12 protein-coding genes and 1 pseudogene are annotated in these 16,425 nt (G+C 64.6%); 10 read left to right on the plus strand and 3 right to left on the minus strand.

What is annotated here, in order from left to right; translation table 11 throughout:
• Nucleotides 1-38: 38 nt before the first annotated feature.
• From pgi to C1H69_RS15950, 6 genes are all read left to right on the plus strand, one after another.
• The gene (pgi, locus tag C1H69_RS15925; RefSeq protein ID WP_102654363.1) at nucleotides 39-1,718 is read left to right on the plus strand and encodes a glucose-6-phosphate isomerase; all 1,680 of its coding nucleotides are present in this window, start codon (nucleotides 39-41) and stop codon (nucleotides 1,716-1,718) included.
• A gap of 39 nt (nucleotides 1,719-1,757) precedes the next feature.
• Nucleotides 1,758-2,402, plus strand: a complete 645-nt coding sequence (locus tag C1H69_RS15930; RefSeq protein ID WP_102654364.1) for a YqiA/YcfP family alpha/beta fold hydrolase — start codon at nucleotides 1,758-1,760, stop codon at nucleotides 2,400-2,402.
• Nucleotides 2,399-4,279, plus strand: a complete 1,881-nt coding sequence (gene parE, locus C1H69_RS15935; RefSeq protein WP_102654365.1) for a DNA topoisomerase IV subunit B — start codon at nucleotides 2,399-2,401, stop codon at nucleotides 4,277-4,279. Before C1H69_RS15930 ends, parE begins: the two co-directional genes overlap by 4 nt.
• A gap of 250 nt (nucleotides 4,280-4,529) precedes the next feature.
• Nucleotides 4,530-6,791 (plus strand): DNA topoisomerase IV subunit A, encoded by a 2,262-nt coding sequence (gene parC / locus C1H69_RS15940; RefSeq protein ID WP_102654366.1) that lies wholly within the window; start codon nucleotides 4,530-4,532, stop codon nucleotides 6,789-6,791.
• Between the two features lie 178 nt (nucleotides 6,792-6,969).
• Nucleotides 6,970-8,184: a phosphoserine phosphatase SerB gene (gene serB, locus C1H69_RS15945; RefSeq protein WP_102654367.1), complete on the plus strand. Its 1,215-nt coding sequence runs from the start codon at nucleotides 6,970-6,972 to the stop codon at nucleotides 8,182-8,184.
• A gap of 63 nt (nucleotides 8,185-8,247) precedes the next feature.
• On the plus strand, nucleotides 8,248-8,505 hold the full coding sequence (locus tag C1H69_RS15950) for a TIGR02647 family protein (RefSeq protein ID WP_102654368.1): 258 nt from the start codon (nucleotides 8,248-8,250) through the stop codon (nucleotides 8,503-8,505).
• 28 nt (nucleotides 8,506-8,533) lie between these two features.
• Here C1H69_RS15950 and C1H69_RS15955 read toward each other — a convergent pair whose 3' ends face one another.
• The gene (locus tag C1H69_RS15955) at nucleotides 8,534-9,388 is read right to left on the minus strand and encodes an SDR family oxidoreductase (protein ID WP_102654369.1); all 855 of its coding nucleotides are present in this window, start codon (nucleotides 9,386-9,388) and stop codon (nucleotides 8,534-8,536) included.
• A 343-nt stretch (nucleotides 9,389-9,731) separates the two neighbouring features.
• On the opposite strand from C1H69_RS15955, the gene C1H69_RS15960 reads away from it, so the two are divergent.
• The 4 genes from C1H69_RS15960 to leuA all read left to right on the plus strand — a co-directional run bounded on the left by C1H69_RS15960 (nucleotide 9,732) and on the right by leuA (nucleotide 14,154).
• Nucleotides 9,732-10,562 (plus strand): ion transporter, encoded by an 831-nt coding sequence (locus tag C1H69_RS15960; protein WP_102654370.1) that lies wholly within the window; start codon nucleotides 9,732-9,734, stop codon nucleotides 10,560-10,562.
• An 89-nt stretch (nucleotides 10,563-10,651) separates the two neighbouring features.
• A complete protein-coding gene (locus tag C1H69_RS15965) occupies nucleotides 10,652-11,695 on the plus strand; it encodes a M4 family metallopeptidase (RefSeq protein ID WP_205738512.1) in 1,044 nt (347 codons plus the stop codon).
• Complete coding sequence (locus C1H69_RS23310) at nucleotides 11,692-12,033, plus strand: protealysin inhibitor emfourin (protein ID WP_133154991.1); 342 nt, start codon at nucleotides 11,692-11,694, stop codon at nucleotides 12,031-12,033. The genes C1H69_RS15965 and C1H69_RS23310 overlap by 4 nt, the downstream gene beginning before the upstream one ends.
• Before the next feature lie 405 nt (nucleotides 12,034-12,438).
• On the plus strand, nucleotides 12,439-14,154 hold the full coding sequence (gene leuA / locus C1H69_RS15970) for a 2-isopropylmalate synthase (protein WP_102654371.1): 1,716 nt from the start codon (nucleotides 12,439-12,441) through the stop codon (nucleotides 14,152-14,154).
• 138 nt (nucleotides 14,155-14,292) lie between these two features.
• Here leuA and C1H69_RS24195 read toward each other — a convergent pair.
• Nucleotides 14,293-14,539: pseudogene (locus tag C1H69_RS24195) on the minus strand (EF-P beta-lysylation protein EpmB); the annotation flags it as partial.
• Between the two features lie 41 nt (nucleotides 14,540-14,580).
• Nucleotides 14,581-16,395, minus strand: a complete 1,815-nt coding sequence (gene atzF / locus C1H69_RS15980) for an allophanate hydrolase (protein WP_102654372.1) — start codon at nucleotides 16,393-16,395, stop codon at nucleotides 14,581-14,583.
• Nucleotides 16,396-16,425 lie beyond the last annotated feature (30 nt).

Here is a 16,425-nt window from a genome sequence, read left to right on the forward strand (position 1 = left end):
GCTGCACCAATGGACGATAACGAGCAAGGAGGATTCGCATGAGCCATCCCCCCATCGATCAGGCGCCCGCCTGGCAGGCCCTGGCGGGTCATGCCGAGACGGTGCGTGGTCGGCACCTGCGCGAACTGTTCGCCGATCAGCGGCGTGGCCTGGATTTTTCGCGGCGGGCGGCTGGCCTGACCCTGGACCTTTCCAAGCAGCGCTGGTGCCACGAGACCTTGGGGCTGCTGCTCGACCTTGCCCGTGAGGCACGCATGCCCGAGGCGATCGAGGCCTTGCTGTCCGGGCAGCACGTCAATATCAGCGAGGATCGTCCCGCGCTGCATACCGCCTTGCGCCTCCCGGAGGAGGCATCACTGGTGGTGGATGGCAACGATGTCGTGCCGGGCGTTCATGAGTCCCTGGCCAAGATGGGAACCATGGTCGAGCGCCTCCATGCCAGCCAGTGGCGGGGTGCCACCGGACGTCCCATTCACGACGTGGTGAACCTGGGTGTCGGTGGCTCCGACCTCGGGCCGCTGATGGTGACTCATGCCCTGGCCGACTACCGTCCCGATGACGTCCCCCATATCGACGTTCACTTTGCCTCCACCATGGACGGCTCCCAACTGGTCGATTACCTGAGCCGCTTCAACCCCGAGACCACGCTGTTCGTGATCTCGTCGAAATCCTTCACCACCATCGATACGCTCTCCAACGCGCGCACCGCCCAGGACTGGCTGATGACACGACTGGTGAAGGAGGGCAACGCGCGGGTGGACGAGTCGATGGTCATGCGGCAGCATTTCATCGGTGTCTCGGCCAAGCCCGACAAGATGACCAAGTGGGGTATCGCCGAGTCCAGCCAGCTCGAATTCTGGGAGTGGGTGGGCGGTCGCTACTCGCTGTGGGGGGCCATCGGCCTGCCTATCGCGCTGGTGATCGGCATGAAGAATTTCCGTGACCTGCTGGCCGGTGCACATGCCATGGACCGTCACTTTGCCGCAGCACCTCTCGCCGACAACCTGCCGGTGCTGCTGGCATTGGCAGGCATCTGGAACGCCAACTTCCTGGGGATCCGTGCCCATTCCATCCTGCCTTACGATGGTCGGCTGGAGTACTTCGCCGCTTACCTGGAGCAGCTCGAGATGGAGTCCAACGGCAAGTCGGCGACCCATGAGGGCCACGAAGTCAACTATTCGACCTGCCCGGTGCTCTGGGGTCAGCTCGGGCCCAATGCCCAGCATGCCTTCTATCAGCTGCTGCATCAGGGTACCCAGCCGGTGGTGTGCGACTTCATCGCACCGCTACGCCGCTACGACGAGGTTAAGGATGATGCCACGCGCGCGCATCTCAAGGCCCAGCACCGCCTGACCCTGGCCAACTGCTTTGCCCAGTCGCGCCTGTTGATGCTGGGTGACGATGCCATCGACGAGCCGGGTGAACGGCCTGGGCACAAGCGCTACCGGGGCAACCAGCCCTCCACCACGCTATTGCTCGACCGCCTGACTCCCGCGACCCTGGGAGCGTTGATTGCCCTCTACGAGCACAAGGTCTACGTCCAGGCAACGATCTGGGGAATCAATCCCTTCGATCAGTGGGGGGTGGAGCTTGGCAAGCAGATCGCGGGGGAAACCGGGGACATGCTCGCCAACCATGCCGGTCACGAGCGCATGGACGCTTCCACCCGCGCCCTGATCGAGGCCGTCTGGCAGGCGGAAGCGGCTGGAGAGGAGTGAGACGAAAGTGATGCTGGTAATGCATACAGGTGTTTGGGTATGCTGAGTGCGCCGGGACCGTGGCCTGGCACCAGTGGCGTACTGTATCTGCACGGTTTCAATAGCGGCTATGGCTCGCCCAAGGCGGCGCTGATGCGGTCGGCCTGTGCGGCCCTGGGGCTGCGCTGCGAGACGCCGCAACTGCCTCACCGGCCGGCGGCGGCCTACCGGCTGGCCGAGTCCCTGCTTGAGGGGCTGGGCCCGAAGCCGCTGTTGGCCGGCAGTTCCCTGGGGGGATTCCTGGCGACCTGCCTGGCCGAGCGCCATGACCTGCCGGCCGCGGTGATCAATCCGGCGGTACGTCCGGTGCGCCTGGTGACGGGCTGGGTCGGCGAGGTCTTCGTCAACGCGCATACCGGTGAACGCTTTGCCATCGAGCCTGGCCACGTCGAGGAGCTGTCGCACCTGACGCCGGTAGCCGTTTCGCCCGGGCGCTACCTGCTGCTGCTGGGTACGGCCGACGAAAGCCTCGACCCGACGGACGCCTTCGATCTCTACCGTGGTGCCCGAACTATCCTGCACCCCGGCGGCGATCATGCCTTCGGCATGCTGGCAGAGTATCTTCCAGCGATTCTTGCCCACGGGGGCCATGGCCTGGCTCCGGGGCGCATCACCGATCAGGACCTGGATATGGACGACGCATGACACAGTACAGCGCCAGCTCAATCGAAGTACTTTCCGGCCTCGATCCGGTGCGCAAGCGCCCCGGCATGTATACCGATACCACCCGCCCCAACCACCTGATCCAGGAGGTCATCGACAACAGCGTCGACGAGGCGCTGGCCGGTCATGCCCGGGAAGTGGTCGTCCGGCTGCTTGGAGATGGCGGCATCGAGGTCAGCGACGACGGCCGGGGCATGCCCATCGACATGCATCCGGAACATGGCGTTTCCGGTATCGAACTGATCCTCACCCGGCTGCATGCCGGGGGCAAGTTCTCGCAATCCAGCTACCGCTTCTCCGGCGGCCTGCACGGGGTCGGTGTCTCGGTGGTGAATGCCCTGTCGCGCCGGCTTGAAGTCGAGGTGCTGCGCGACGGCAGCCGGCATGCCATGGCCTTCGAGCATGGCGACAAGGTATCGGAGCTGGCCGTGATCGGCAGTGCGGCCAAGCGGACCACCGGTACCATCGTGCGCTTCTGGCCCGACCTCACCTATTTCGACAGTCCCCGCCTTGCCATGGGCCGGCTCCAGCACCTGCTGCGGGCCAAGGCGGTGCTCTGTCCCGGGCTCAAGGTCATGCTGGTCGAGGCCGATGGGACCGAGAGCGTCTGGCAGTACGAGGATGGCCTGCGCGACTACCTGGCCCAGGCCACTGACGGTTTCGAGGTGTTGCCGGCCTCGCCCCTGATCGGCCATTTCGCCGACGAGGAGCAGGCGGTGGATTGGGCGATCCAGTGGCTGCCGGAAGGTGGCGAGCCGCTGATGGAGAGCTACGTCAACCTGATTCCCACGCCCCAGGGCGGCACCCACGTCAACGGCCTGCGCTCGGGCCTGCTCGATGCCTTGCGCGAATTCTGTGAATACCGCAGCCTGCTGCCGCGAGGCGTCAAGCTGACCGCCGACGATCTCTGGGAACGCGTCTCCTATGTGCTGTCGGTGAAGATGCTCGACCCCCAGTTCGCCGGCCAGACCAAGGAGCGGCTGTCGTCTCGCACCGTGGCAGCCTTCGTTGCGGGGGTGGTCAAGGATGCCTTCTCGCTGTGGCTCAACCACCACGTCGACCAGGCCGAGGCGCTGGCCGAACTGGCGATCAACGCCGCCCAGCGGCGCCAGAAAAGCGCCAAGAAGGTGGCGCGCAAGAAGGTCACGGCGGGGCCGGCGTTGCCGGGCAAGCTGGCCGACTGTTCCGGACAGGACCCGGCCCAGGGCGAACTCTTCCTGGTGGAGGGAGACTCCGCCGGCGGCAGCGCCAAGCAGGCGCGCAACCGCGAGACCCAGGCGATCCTGCCGCTGCGCGGCAAGATCCTCAACACCTGGGAAGTCGAGTCACACGATATCTACGGCTCTCAGGAGGTCCACGACATTGCCGTGGCGGTGGGGATGGACCCGGGCAGCGACGATCTCTCCAAGCTGCGCTACCACAAGATCTGCATTCTCGCCGATGCCGATTCCGATGGCCTGCATATCGCCACGCTGCTGTGCGCGCTCTTCGTGCGTCACTTCCCCACGCTGGTGGACGCCGGTCATGTCTACGTGGCCATGCCGCCGCTCTACCGCATCGACCTGGGCAAGGAAGTGCACTACGCCCTGGACGAGAGCGAGAAAGCGTCGGTTCTGCGCCGGCTGGAGGGCAAGCGTGGCACGGTGAACGTCCAGCGCTTCAAGGGGCTGGGGGAGATGAGTCCGCTGCAACTGCGCGAGACCACCATGGCGGTGGAGACCCGGCGCCTGGTGCAGCTCACCCGGGAGGAGGGCGACGGCACCATGGAGATGATGGACATGCTGCTGGCCAAGAAGCGTTCGCCGGATCGCAAGAGCTGGCTGGAAGACTATGGCAACTTGGCGGACATAGAAGTCTGACGCGGCTTCGCCGGGAACTGAACGCCGTCGGGGTAAGCAGGAAGAGATACCGAGGCTAGCGGCGCCGGGGACAGGTCCGAGGGGAGGTCCGATGCCAGGGATGGCATCGGTAGCGCCCAGGGAGGGGTTCATAGCGCCTCCCCGAGGGCCGGTCGCCGGGTCAGCTGCGATGCAAGTCCACTGGCTCTGATGAGCTGGCAGAGGGATGATCCCTCGACGATTCCACGATCGCGAATAAGGTCAACATGCTATGACCATGGATATCCAGGTGGCGGAAGGCGACGTTGAACGCCTCTCGCTGCGCGAATATACCGAGAAGGCGTACCTCGACTACTCGATGTACGTGATCCTCGACCGGGCGCTGCCGCACATCGGTGACGGCATGAAGCCGGTGCAGCGACGCATCATCTACGCCATGCGCGAGCTGGCGTTGGGTGCCAACGCCAAGTACAAGAAGTCGGCGCGGACCGTCGGCGACGTGCTGGGCAAGTTCCACCCTCACGGTGACAGCGCCTGCTACGAGGCGATGGTGCTGATGGCCCAGCCCTTCAGCTACCGCTATCCGCTGGTGGATGGCCAGGGCAACTGGGGCAGCCCCGACGACCCCAAGTCCTTCGCGGCGATGCGCTATACCGAAGCGCGGCTGTCGAAGTTCGCCGAGGTGCTGCTCGCCGAGCTGGGGCAGGGCACCGTCGACTGGACCCCCAATTTCGACGGTACCATGAACGAGCCGGTGGTGCTGCCGGCGCGGCTGCCCCATGTGTTGCTCAATGGCGGCACCGGCATCGCCGTCGGCATGGCCACCGATATCCCGCCGCACAATGTCAGGGAAGTGGTCGAGGCCACCTGCCACCTGCTGCGCAACCCGGGTGCGACGACGACGGATCTGGTCGAATTCCTGCCCGCGCCCGATTTCCCCACCCAGGCCGAGATCATCACGCCCCGAGCTGACCTGCGCAAACTCTACGAGAGCGGCCGTGGCTCGGTGAAGCTGCGCGCCTGCTATACCCTGGAAGAGGGCAAGGTGGTGGTCACCGCGCTACCCTACCAGGTCAGCGGCTCCAGGATACTGGAACAGATCGCCGCCCAGATGAACGCCCGGAAGCTGCCCATGGTGGCGGATCTGCGCGACGAGTCGACACACGAGGATCCGACCCGGCTGGTGATCGAGCCGCGCTCCAACCGGGTCGATATCGAGGCGTTGATGGCGCATCTGTTCGCCACCACCGATCTCGAGAAGAACATTCGGGTCAATCTGAATGTCATCGGCCTGGACGGTCGCCCACGGGTGATGCCGCTGCCCGACATGCTCGGCGAGTGGCTGCGCTTTCGCCGCGCCACGGTGCGTCGGCGCCTGGAACACCGCCTGGGCAAGGTGGAGGACCGGCTGCACATCCTGGAAGGCCTGCTGGCGGCCTATCTCAACCTCGACGAGGTCATCCGGATCATCCGCGAGGAGGACGAACCCAAGGCCGAATTGATGCGCGCCTTCGCACTCTCCGATCGCCAGGCCGAAGCGATACTCGAGCTGCGCCTGCGCCATCTGGCCAAGCTCGAGGAGATGAAGATCCGTGGGGAGCAGGACGCCCTGGAGAACGAGCGCAAGCGTCTTCAGGAGCTGCTCGGCAATGAAGCCGCCTTGACCGATCTGATCGAAGAGGAGATTCGCGAGGCGGGGCGCGAGCATGGCGACGAGCGTCGTGCACCCATCGTCGAGCGCGAGGAGGCCCGGGCGCTTTCCGAGGTCGAGTTGATGGGTGCCGATCCCATCACCGTGGTGCTGTCCGAGAAGGGCTGGATTCGCGCTGCCAAGGGACATGAGATCGACCCGGAAGGGCTCTCCTACAAGTCCGGGGACGGTTTCTCCCTGGCGGCCCGGGGCAAGACCAACCAGCCGCTGGTGCTGCTCGACGACACCGGGCGTGCCTATACCCTGGCGGCCCACAACCTGCCCAGCGCACGGAGCCAGGGCGAGCCGGTGACCGGGCGGGTCAACGTGGTGGCGGGAGCCCATATGGCGGGTCTGATGCTGGCGCCGCCGACCACCCGCTACCTGCTGACCTCCGATGGGGGCTATGGTTTCGTGGCGCGCCTGGAGGAGCTGACCGGCAAGAACAAGTCGGGCAAGTCGGTTCTCTCGGTGCCCAAGGGGTGTCGCGTGATGGCGCCGGTGCAGGTGCCCGATGGGCAGGGCAGCTATGTGGCGGCCGTTTCCAGCGAGGGGCGCCTGCTGGTCTTCCCGCTCGATCAGTTGCCCGAGATGTCCAAGGGCAAGGGCAACAAGATGATCGACATCCCGGGTGCCAGGGCGGCGAGGCGAGAGGAACTGGTGCGCGATATCGCGGTGCTGCCGGAAGGCGCGGCCCTGGTGATCCATGCCGGCAAGCGCAAGTTGACGCTCAAGGCCGCCGAACTGGATTACTATCGCGGTGAGCGTGGCCGACGTGGCAGCAAGTTGCCCCGCGGTCTGCAGAAAGTCGATCGTTTGGAGAGCTCGACGTCTGGAGGTTGAACCGACCCGATTCCACCAATCTGCTCGGTCTTGTAAAAGGCAAGACGGCAAAGGGGCAGGCCGAAGAGGAGGTCATTTGCCATGGATGGCAAATGTAGCGCCCAGGGATGGGTTCACAGCGCCTCCTCGCAGGCCTGGCGCCGAAAGCCGCCAGTACCCGCTTATTCTTGAGGCACGTATGACAAGACGACTGCTGATACGCGCCACCGGCGCGGCACGACCCGGCCAGCTGGCCGGCCTGGGACAGGCCATGGCGCGCAGCGGCGCTCGACTGCTGGACATCAATCAGAGCGTCACCTTCGGCATGGTCTCGCTGGAGGCGCTGGTGGGGCTCGACCGGGACAGCGACCTGGAGAGTGCGCTGAGTGCCGCCGGCGACACCCTGGGACTCGACGTGCAGGCCATCCAGGTGAGTGCCGAGGATTACCAGCGCTGGAGCGTTCAGGCCAGCGAGCCGCGGCTGATCCTGACCCTGCTGGCGCCGCATCTGCCCGCGGGCATCCTGGCCGAGGTGGGAGCGCTGACCGCCGAGCACGGCCTGACCGTGGAGCTGATTCATCGCCTTTCCGGGCGTGAGCCACTGGACGGCGGGGTGCCCGCGTACGGCTCCTGCGTCGAATGCTGGCTGCGTGGGGAGGAGGTGGACCTCGATGCGCTGCGCGAGAAGGCCCTGGCGCTAGGTGCCATGCATGGTGTGGACATCGCCATTCAGGAGGATTCCATCTGGCGCCGGCATCGTCGCCTGGTCTGTTTCGACATGGACTCGACGCTGATCCAGGCCGAGGTGATCGATGAACTGGCCCGCCGCCACGGCGTCTATGATGACGTGGCCGAGATCACAGAGCGTGCCATGCGCGGTGAACTGGACTTCCAGCAGAGCTTCCGGGAACGCATGAGCAAGCTCAAGGGACTCGACGAGGCCGTGCTCGCCGAGATCGCCGAGACACTGCCGATGATGGACGGTGTCGAACGGTTGATGATGCACCTGAAGCGCCTGGGCTACCGCACGGTGATTCTGTCCGGGGGCTTTACCTACTTCGCCAGGCACCTGCAGGAGAAGCTCGGTTTCGACGAGGTTCATGCCAACGAACTGGTGATCGAAAATGGCAAGGTGACAGGCGAGGTCCGCGAACCGATCCTGGATGCGAACCGCAAGGCCGACTTGCTGCGGGAAATCGCCGAGCGGGAAGGGCTCGCCCTGGAGCAGACCATCGCCGTGGGGGACGGTGCCAATGACCTGAAGATGCTGTCCACCGCGGGTATGGGCATCGCTTTTCGTGCCAAACCACTGGTTCGCAGCCAGGCACGGCAGTCGATCTCGACCCTGGGAATCGATGCGGTACTCTACCTGATGGGCTATCGTCAGGTGGATCTGGAAGACGAGTCACGCTGATACGCTGGTCCCGAGACGCAAACTGGCTTACCTTCGAAGAATCCCATCGGACCGGAGGTCGCCATGCCCCAAGCGCGTTTCACTACCGAGCAGCTGGAAGAGCTCAATATCCTCTGTCTGTTCAACCTGGATACCACCCAGGAGGGCATCAAGGTGCATTCCAGCGCCGCTCCGGAGGCCGTTGCAGCGGCGGCACGGCTGTATGACAAGGGACTGGTGACCCAGGCGGACGGCGGCTACATGACACCGCTCGGCCGGGAAGCCGCCCAGCACGCCCAGGACCTGCTGGGTCTTCTCGACCCGGCCAATCTCACGACCTGACGCCTCGCACCCGGCCGGGTAACGCCTTTCAGGTATTGAGCACGACGCCACCGTTGAGATGCAGCGTCTGTCCGCTCATGTAGGACGACTCCTCACAGGCCAGGTAGACATAGGCCGGCCCCATTTCGGAAGGCTGGCCGGCTCGATCCATCGGTACCTGCCCGCCGAAGTAGGCCACCTTCTCCTCCGGGAAGCTTGCCGGTATCAGCGGTGTCCACACCGGCCCCGGCGCAACGGCATTGACCCGGATCCCCCGGTCCACCAGTGCCATGGCCAGGGAGCGGACCAGCCCTTGGATGGCACCCTTGGTGGCGGTGTAATCGATCAGCGAGTCGTTGCCCTTGAAGGCGTTGATCGAGGAGGTGGAAATGATGACATCCCCCTCGTTCATGTGGGGAAGCGCCGCCTGGGTCAGGTAGAAGTGACTGAAGACGTTTGTCTGGAAGGTGCGCTGGAGCTGTTCGGGGGGGATCTCCGTCACGTCGTTCCAGTCGTACTGTTCGGCCGAGTTGTGCACCAGGATGTTGACCTTGCCGAATTCAGCCAGGGTCCTGTCGACGATCTCATGGCAGAAGTCCGGCTTGCCCACATCGCCCTTGAGTACCAGGCAGCGCCGTCCTTCGGCTTCGACCAGGCCCCGGGTTTCCTGGGCGTCGGTGTCCTCTTCAAGGTGAACGATCACGCTGTCGGCGCCCTCGCGGGCATAATGCACGGCAACCGCGCGGCCAATGCCGCTGTCGCCCCCGGTAATGATGGCGACCTTGTCCTTGAGTTTGTCTGCGCCCCGGTAGGTGTCACGAATGAACTCGGGCCTGGGGCTCATGACATGCTCGTCGCCTGGCTGAGCCTGCTGTTCCTGGGGAGGTTGCTTCCGTTCGCTCATGTGATGGGCTCCTTTCCTTGTCGCACTTCTGCCGCACGGCAACGCAAGTGGCTCCTTCTGGAGCCGGCTCCTTGTGACCGCTTCTGCGCGCAGTTGGTGACTTGAAGGTAGAAGAGCCCGCCTGGCATGTACAAGCAACAACGGTGAAGGATGGTTGTGCTGGAGTAACTTGGCGTGATCGCGTGACCAAGCTCCACCGGCCGCTGCATGGTACCATCACGCCGTCTCGGCTCTGCTCCAATCCCCAGTCGGGGCCTGTGTGGCTTGACAGGACGTTCTGCCGGTTCTGTCGGATCCATGCAAGACGCCTTATGTCATAGATCGGTATGAGATTTTCTTGCCCATGAGCGCTTCCATCGATATCTGGCGCGATCGCTTCGAGCGGCTGCGCGCGAACAAGCTCTTCGAGCTGACGGTGATCGGCATCATCGTCTTCTCGGCACTGCTGATCGGTGCCAAGACCTACGATGAGACCACCCGCTTCCAGCAGACGCTGCTGGTGCTGGACGTGGGCGTGACGATCTTCTTCCTGATGGAGATCCTGATCCGCATGGCGGCGGAGCGGCAGCTGCGCGATTTCTTCCGCAAGGGCTGGAACGTCTTCGACTTCCTTGTCGTCACTGCCAGCCTGATCCCCATGGACGACTCGGAGATGGTCCTGTTGGCACGGCTGCTGCGCATCTTCCGCGTGCTGCGTCTGGTCTCGATGATTCCCGAGCTGCGCATGCTGATGGCGGCGCTGTTCAAGTCGATTCCGCGCATGGGCTACGTGGCGCTATTGATGTTCATCATCTTCTACATCTATGCGGCCATCGGCAGCTTCCTGTTCAGCGACGTGGACGAGCAGCTGTGGGGCAACATTTCCCTGGCCATGCTGACACTGTTCCAGGTCGCCACCTTCGAGAGCTGGGCCACGGCGGTGCTCTACCCCACCATGGAGCACTATCCCTACGCCTGGATCTTCTTTCTCACCTTCATCTTTCTCAACGCTTTCATCTTCCTCAACATGATGATCGGCATCGTGCTCGACGTGATGCAGAAGGAGAGCGTGCAGATCGAACTGGAGAGCGGGACCGGCGAGGCAGCCGAATTGCATGGCCTGCGCGATGATGTGCGGGAACTTCGTGCCCAGCTGTCGAGAATGGAAACGATGCTGGAGCGACGGGAAGGATAGCGCCTAATATGAAATGAGCGAGATCGAACGCAACCGGACCGGACCTCGGGGAACGAGGCCGGTGCCCGACAAGGGAAGAGGAGGAAGGGATGACCACTTCGAGCCCACTGGCGGCAAGGCCTTTTCTGCCGCCCTATCTGCTTGAGCGAGTCGTCAGCGGCGGGAGCCTGAGATTGCGCGATTGCGCGCGCCAGACGCTACTTGTCGATAGCCGGTTTCGCGCCCGCACCGGGGCGGTAGCGCTGCCCCAGGGCAGCCTGCGGCGGGGCGAGCCGGCTCGCTATGTCCATTCGGCGGAGCATCAGCAGGTACTGCCCGGCAAGCTGGTGCGCGGTGAGGGAGACGGCGAGAGCGGCGATCCGGCCATCGACGAGGCCTACCAGGGCCTGGGCGCCACCTACCGCCTGTTCTGGGAGGTCTACCAGCGGCACTCCCTCGATGACCGGGGCATGGCGCTGCTGGCGACCGTGCATTATGGCAAGGACTACGAGAATGCCTTCTGGGACGGCAACCAGATGGTCTTCGGCGACGGTGACGGCGAGCTCTTCAATCGCTTCACCATTGCCATCGACATCATCGCCCATGAACTGGCCCATGGTGTCATCCAGCATGAGGCGGCGCTGGAATATGCCTATCAGGCCGGGGCCCTCAACGAGTCGCTGTCGGATGTGTTCGGCAGCCTGGTCAAGCAGCGCCAGCTGGAGCAGGACGTCGAACGAGCCGACTGGCTGATTGGCGAGGGCCTGTTCACGGAGCGTGTCGCCGGGCGGGCCCTGCGCTCCATGGCCGAGCCCGGAACGGCGTACGACGACCCCTTGCTGGGCCGTGATCCGCAACCCGGGCATATGGACGACTTCGTCGAGACCCATGAGGACAATGGCGGAGTGCATATCAACTCGGGCATTCCCAATCATGCCTTCCATCTGGTTGCCATGGCCCTGGGCGGCCATGCCTGGGAGCGCGCGGGGCGGGTGTGGTACGACACCCTGGTCGATCGTCGACTGACGCACGATAGCGATTTCGCTGCGTTTGCCGAGTTGACGCGGGACAACGCCGCCAGACGGTTCGGCCCCTCCGGCCAGGAAGTCGAGGCGATACGCGATGCCTGGCGATCCGTTGGCGTGTTGCCGTGACACGGAGCATTCCGGGTGAGCCACCGGCTCTGACGCCGGGCAGCGTGCTGCGCCTGAGCCGCGAGGGTGGTCTTGCCCATTTTCCCGGGCTGGCGCGCCCGCGCTGCGTGTATTGCGCGCGGTGCAGCGAGGAGCAGCTTCGCGAACTACAGTCCCTGTTGAGGGAATTGCCCCGTGACGGTGGGGCGATATCGAGGGATGCCGCTGACCGTCGCCGACTCTGCGTGAAGGTGGTGGATGAGAGGGGAACGGTCGTCTGGTCGCAAACCGTGCCCGAAGAGTCGGTGCCACAGGCGCTTCTGGACTGGTGGCGCAGGGCCGAAATCGCCCCGCCATGAGCCAAGACATCACGCCCAGGCTTGACAAGGGTGCCACAGACTGATTTTCTAGAGGCATGAAACCGTCATTTCACCACCTCAGCCTGGACCTACGACTACTAACCGGCCTTTGAACGCGCCGGGCGATGTGCCGTGCATCGCGATTTCTTGTCCAGGTCAGTTGAGGTATCGAAATGTCATCCTTCCCAGTTCTTGTCCGTAGCAGCTGTTGTTCTGACGTGATCGTGACCGGTCGCGGGAGCCACCGTGCTACTGGCGCCAGCGCCCCGGAATGCCTCGTGCAGCCGGGGCGCTTCCGTTTCCGCGCGAGGTCGCGAATTCGGTCCCCTCGCATGATTGACACCTCCATGATGCCGAACCCCCACATCTTGAACGCCAGAGCGCCAGTCCAGGGAGAATGCCGCCATGATGCTCGATAACCCCGCCGCCAAGTACCGCCCCTTCGTCGCTGTCGATCTGCCTGATCGCCAGTGGCCCAGCAAGCGCATCGAGACACCACCGCTGTGGTGCAGTGTCGATCTGCGCGACGGCAACCAGGCATTGATCGATCCCATGGATCATGAGCGCAAGCAGCGCTTCTTCGACCTGCTGGTCAAGATCGGCTTCAAGGAGATCGAGGTCGGCTTTCCCTCGGCATCCCAGACCGACTTCGATTTCGTCAGGGCACTGGTGGAGCAGGACAAGGTGCCCGACGACGTGACCATCCAGGTCCTGACCCAGGCTCGGCCGCACCTGATCGACCGGACCTTCGAATCCCTCAAGGGTGCCAAGAACGCCATCGTTCACGTCTACAATGCCACCGACCCGGTCTTTCGCCGGGTGGTGTTCAATGTCGACAAGGCCGAGTGCACCCAGATCGCCGTGGATGCCACCCGGCAGATCCGGCAGCGCATGAGCGAAGCCCCCGAGACCAACTGGACCTTCCAGTACTCACCCGAGCTGTTCACCACGACCGAGATGGACTTCGCCAAGGAGGTGGTGGAGGCGGTGATGGAGGCCTACGGCGCCACGGCCGAGAAGCCGATGATCGTCAACTTGCCCGCAACCGTGGAGGCGGCGACGCCCAACAACTACGCCGACCAGGTGGAGTGGTTCTGCCGCAACGTGAAGAATCGCGGCAGCCTGATCGTCAGCGTTCACCCCCACAACGATCGTGGCACCGGCGTGGCGGCTGCCGAACTGACGGTGATGGCCGGTGCCGATCGGGTCGAGGGTACGCTGTTCGGCAACGGCGAGCGCACCGGCAATGTGGACATCGTGACGCTCGCCATGAATCTCTACACCCAGGGCGTGCACCCCAACCTCGATTTTTCCAACATCACGCCGATCATGCGCGAGGTGGAGTACTGCAACCAGCTGCCGGTGCATCCGCGTCACCCCTACGTGGGCGACCTGGTCTTCACCGCCTTCTCCGGCTCGCATCAGGACGCCATCAAGAAGGGCATGGCGGTACGCCGGGTCAATCCGGAAGCGGTCTGGGAGGTGCCTTACCTGCCCATCGATCCCATGGACGTGGGGCGTAGCTATGAGGCGGTGATTCGCGTCAACAGCCAGTCCGGCAAGGGCGGCGTCTCCTACCTGCTGGAGCAGGAGCACGGCATCGAACTGCCGCGCCGGCTTTCCATCGAGTTCAGTCATGTGGTGCAGGAAGTGGCCGACCGTACGGCCAAGGAGATTACCTCCCAAATGATCTACCAGGCCTTCGCCGACGAGTATCTCGAAAAGCGCGAGCCCATGGCGCTGGTCAGTCATCGGCTCTCCTCCGAGCCCGACAGCCCCAGGATTCATCTGGAGGCCCAGGTCGAGCAGCAGGGCGAGCGGTTGACCCTTCACGGCGAGGGCAACGGCCCCCTGGCGGCCTTTGTCCGGGCACTGGCGGCCGAGGGCAACGATGTCGAGATCATCGACTATCACGAGCACTCCCGCGGCCAGGGTGCCGATGCCGAGGCGATCGCCTATGTGGAAGTGCGTATCGAGGGCGAGGCGATATTCGGTGTCGGTATCGACGAGAGCATCACGACCGCTTCCATGAAGGCGGTGGTGAGCGCGATCAACCGCTACCGCTCCACCCAGGCGCCGGCCGCTAACGTGACCGCTGAGAGCTTGGCGGAGGTGAAGTAACCGGCCGGCAGCTGATCCGGCGACAGGTCTACGAGGAGGCGCCGTAAACCCATCCCGGGACGCTACTTTTTCCTTCCCTGGAAAAAGACCTCCTCTCCGACCTGTCCCCGGTGCTGCTCGCCCCGTGGTTACCGGCTGAAGCGGCGTCTTGCTGGCTTCGCCGGGGATCTCCCGCACCAGGCGGGGCATCAGGAAACCAGGCAGTTGCCCCCTCAGGCCCGCGACCAGTTCGCGGGCCTCGTCGTCCGGTATATCGACAGGCGCCGATCACGGCCTGATTGATCTCGTTGGCATGGTTGATATGCAGTACCACGACCTTTTGCAGGCGCGTTCCAGTCAGCCAGTCGAGCAGGGCAGCATCGATACGGTCGGGGATCACCACTGGCGGCCAGTGGCCTGCGCGACTTGGAACGCCAGATGATATCGCTAGCTCTGCGCTAGCCACCCCCGCCAGCCACCGTATTCGGTCACATCCCGCGCCTCGCCGCTCTCATGAAGTGCCCCTGCCGCACAGATAAAGCCGGTCTTCCACTCGCCGCTGGCCAGCTCCACCCGACCGAGGCCGAGCGGTGCCGGAATGCCGGCCAGCAAGCTGCCGACCGTCTCGATGGGCAGGCGCCACACTTCCACGTCGATGGCGGTGCCATGGGTCTCGTCTCGGACCATCGCCGGGCGGGCCGGTGGGCCGCCGGCCAGCGCGTACAGACGATAGCGTGGCGCGCTCAAGGTCGCCTCGACCAGCATGCCGCCGCGCTCGGTGAGCTGATGATTGAGTGGCAGGCCGTCGAGGTGGGCGCCGCACACCACCAGCTCCAGGGTACCGTCGCGGGCCGGTTCGAGATGGTCGAGTGCGGGTCGCTCGAGCCCGGTGGCGCCCAGCGGCAGCCCGAGCCGTGCCTCCAGGGCGCGGCCCAGGGAGAGCAGCGTCAGGTCATCGAAGACCGGACCGAACAGCGTCACGCCGAACGGCAGGCCGGCGTCGGTGAACCCGGTGGGCACGGCCAGCGCGCTGTAGTCGAGCAGGTTCATGAAGTTGGTCCAGATACCCAGGCGCGAGTTGACACCGATGGGGTCCGCCGCCACCTCCGCCTTGGTGGGGTGGGTCACGGTGGTGGGGGCGAGCATCAGATCCACTTGGGCAATCAAGGTGTCGGCCTGGCGCTTGTACTCGGCGAGCCGGTAGCGGGCGTCGAAGGCCTCCACGGCCAGCGGCGTGGCGCCGCCCTCGGTGATCTGGCGCGTTACCGGGTGCACGGCGTCGGGAGCGCTTTCCAGCAACTCGCGAATGGCATGAAAACGCTCGGCCACCCAGGGCCCTTCGTAGAGCAGTCGGGCGGCGGCGAGCAGCGGGGTGCAGTCGAGCTCGACCTTCTCGCCGCCCAGCGCTTCTAGCCTGGCAATGGCGGCGTGCATACCGGCGGTATAGTCGCCGTCGGTTTGCCACTGACTCTCGAAGGGCACGCCGAAACGGAAGCGTGCAGGCGCCCGGCCATAGCGCTGGCCATGCACGGCAAAATCGTGACGCCGCGACCAGGCGCACTCCGGGTCGAAGGCGTTGGCAACGTTGAACACTGTATTGGCGTCGTCGGCGCTCAGCGCGAACAGGCTGATGGTATCCAGCGTCGCACAGGCCGGCACTACGCCGCGGGTGCTGAGCAGCCCCAGACTTGGCTTGACGCCGAACAGGTTATGGAAGCAGGCCGGCACGCGACCGGAACCGGCGGTGTCGGTGCCCAGCGCGAAGCTGACCTGACCCTGGGCGGTCGTCACCGCCGAGCCGCTGCTGGAGCCGCCGGGAATATGGTCCGCATCGAAGGCGTTGCCGGGTACGCCGTAGTCATCCAGGGCCCGCTCGCCGACCAGGCCGGTGGCGAACTGGTCGAGGTTGGTCTTGCCCAGTGGGATGGCGCCGGCCTCGATCAGCCGGGCCACGACAAAGGCGTGCTTGTCGGGTGTGTAGGCGAAGGCCGGGCAGCCGGCGGTGGTGGGGATGCCCGCCAGGTCGATATTGTCCTTGATGGCGAAGGGAATGCCGTAGAGCGGCAGGCTGCCCGGCGACTCGCCTTCCAGGCGCAAGAGATAGGGAGCGAGCTGCTCGTGGGAGAGGCGGGTGATCCAGGCCGGGTCATGGCTGCGTGTCGCGGCCTCGCTCAGCAGCGTGTCGATCAACTGATGTGGTGTCAGTTCACCGCTGTGGTAGGCAGCATGCAGGGAGGTGATGTCCAGGCGTGGGGTAATCATGGCAGGCCCTCATCAATATAGGTTCAGTCA

The organism is Billgrantia endophytica (genome assembly GCF_002879615.1).
In the GTDB taxonomy this organism is placed as follows: Bacteria; Pseudomonadota; Gammaproteobacteria; order Pseudomonadales; family Halomonadaceae; genus Halomonas; species Halomonas endophytica.

Excerpts from the sequence above, each read along its gene's own strand:
- parC (WP_102654366.1), top strand. The coding sequence starts at position 4,530 with ATGACCATGGATATCCAGGTGGCGGAAGGCGACGTTGAACGCCTCTCG.
- C1H69_RS15950 (WP_102654368.1), top strand. The coding sequence starts at position 8,248 with ATGCCCCAAGCGCGTTTCACTACCGAGCAGCTGGAAGAGCTCAATATC.
- serB (WP_102654367.1), top strand. The coding sequence starts at position 6,970 with ATGACAAGACGACTGCTGATACGCGCCACCGGCGCGGCACGACCCGGC.
- pgi (WP_102654363.1), top strand. The coding sequence starts at position 39 with ATGAGCCATCCCCCCATCGATCAGGCGCCCGCCTGGCAGGCCCTGGCG.
- C1H69_RS15955 (WP_102654369.1), bottom strand. The coding sequence starts at position 9,388 with ATGAGCGAACGGAAGCAACCTCCCCAGGAACAGCAGGCTCAGCCAGGC.
- C1H69_RS15960 (WP_102654370.1), top strand. The coding sequence starts at position 9,732 with ATGAGCGCTTCCATCGATATCTGGCGCGATCGCTTCGAGCGGCTGCGC.
- atzF (WP_102654372.1), bottom strand. The coding sequence starts at position 16,395 with ATGATTACCCCACGCCTGGACATCACCTCCCTGCATGCTGCCTACCAC.
- C1H69_RS15930 (WP_102654364.1), top strand. The coding sequence starts at position 1,758 with ATGCTGAGTGCGCCGGGACCGTGGCCTGGCACCAGTGGCGTACTGTAT.
- leuA (WP_102654371.1), top strand. The coding sequence starts at position 12,439 with ATGATGCTCGATAACCCCGCCGCCAAGTACCGCCCCTTCGTCGCTGTC.
- parE (WP_102654365.1), top strand. The coding sequence starts at position 2,399 with ATGACACAGTACAGCGCCAGCTCAATCGAAGTACTTTCCGGCCTCGAT.
- C1H69_RS15965 (WP_205738512.1), top strand. The coding sequence starts at position 10,652 with ATGACCACTTCGAGCCCACTGGCGGCAAGGCCTTTTCTGCCGCCCTAT.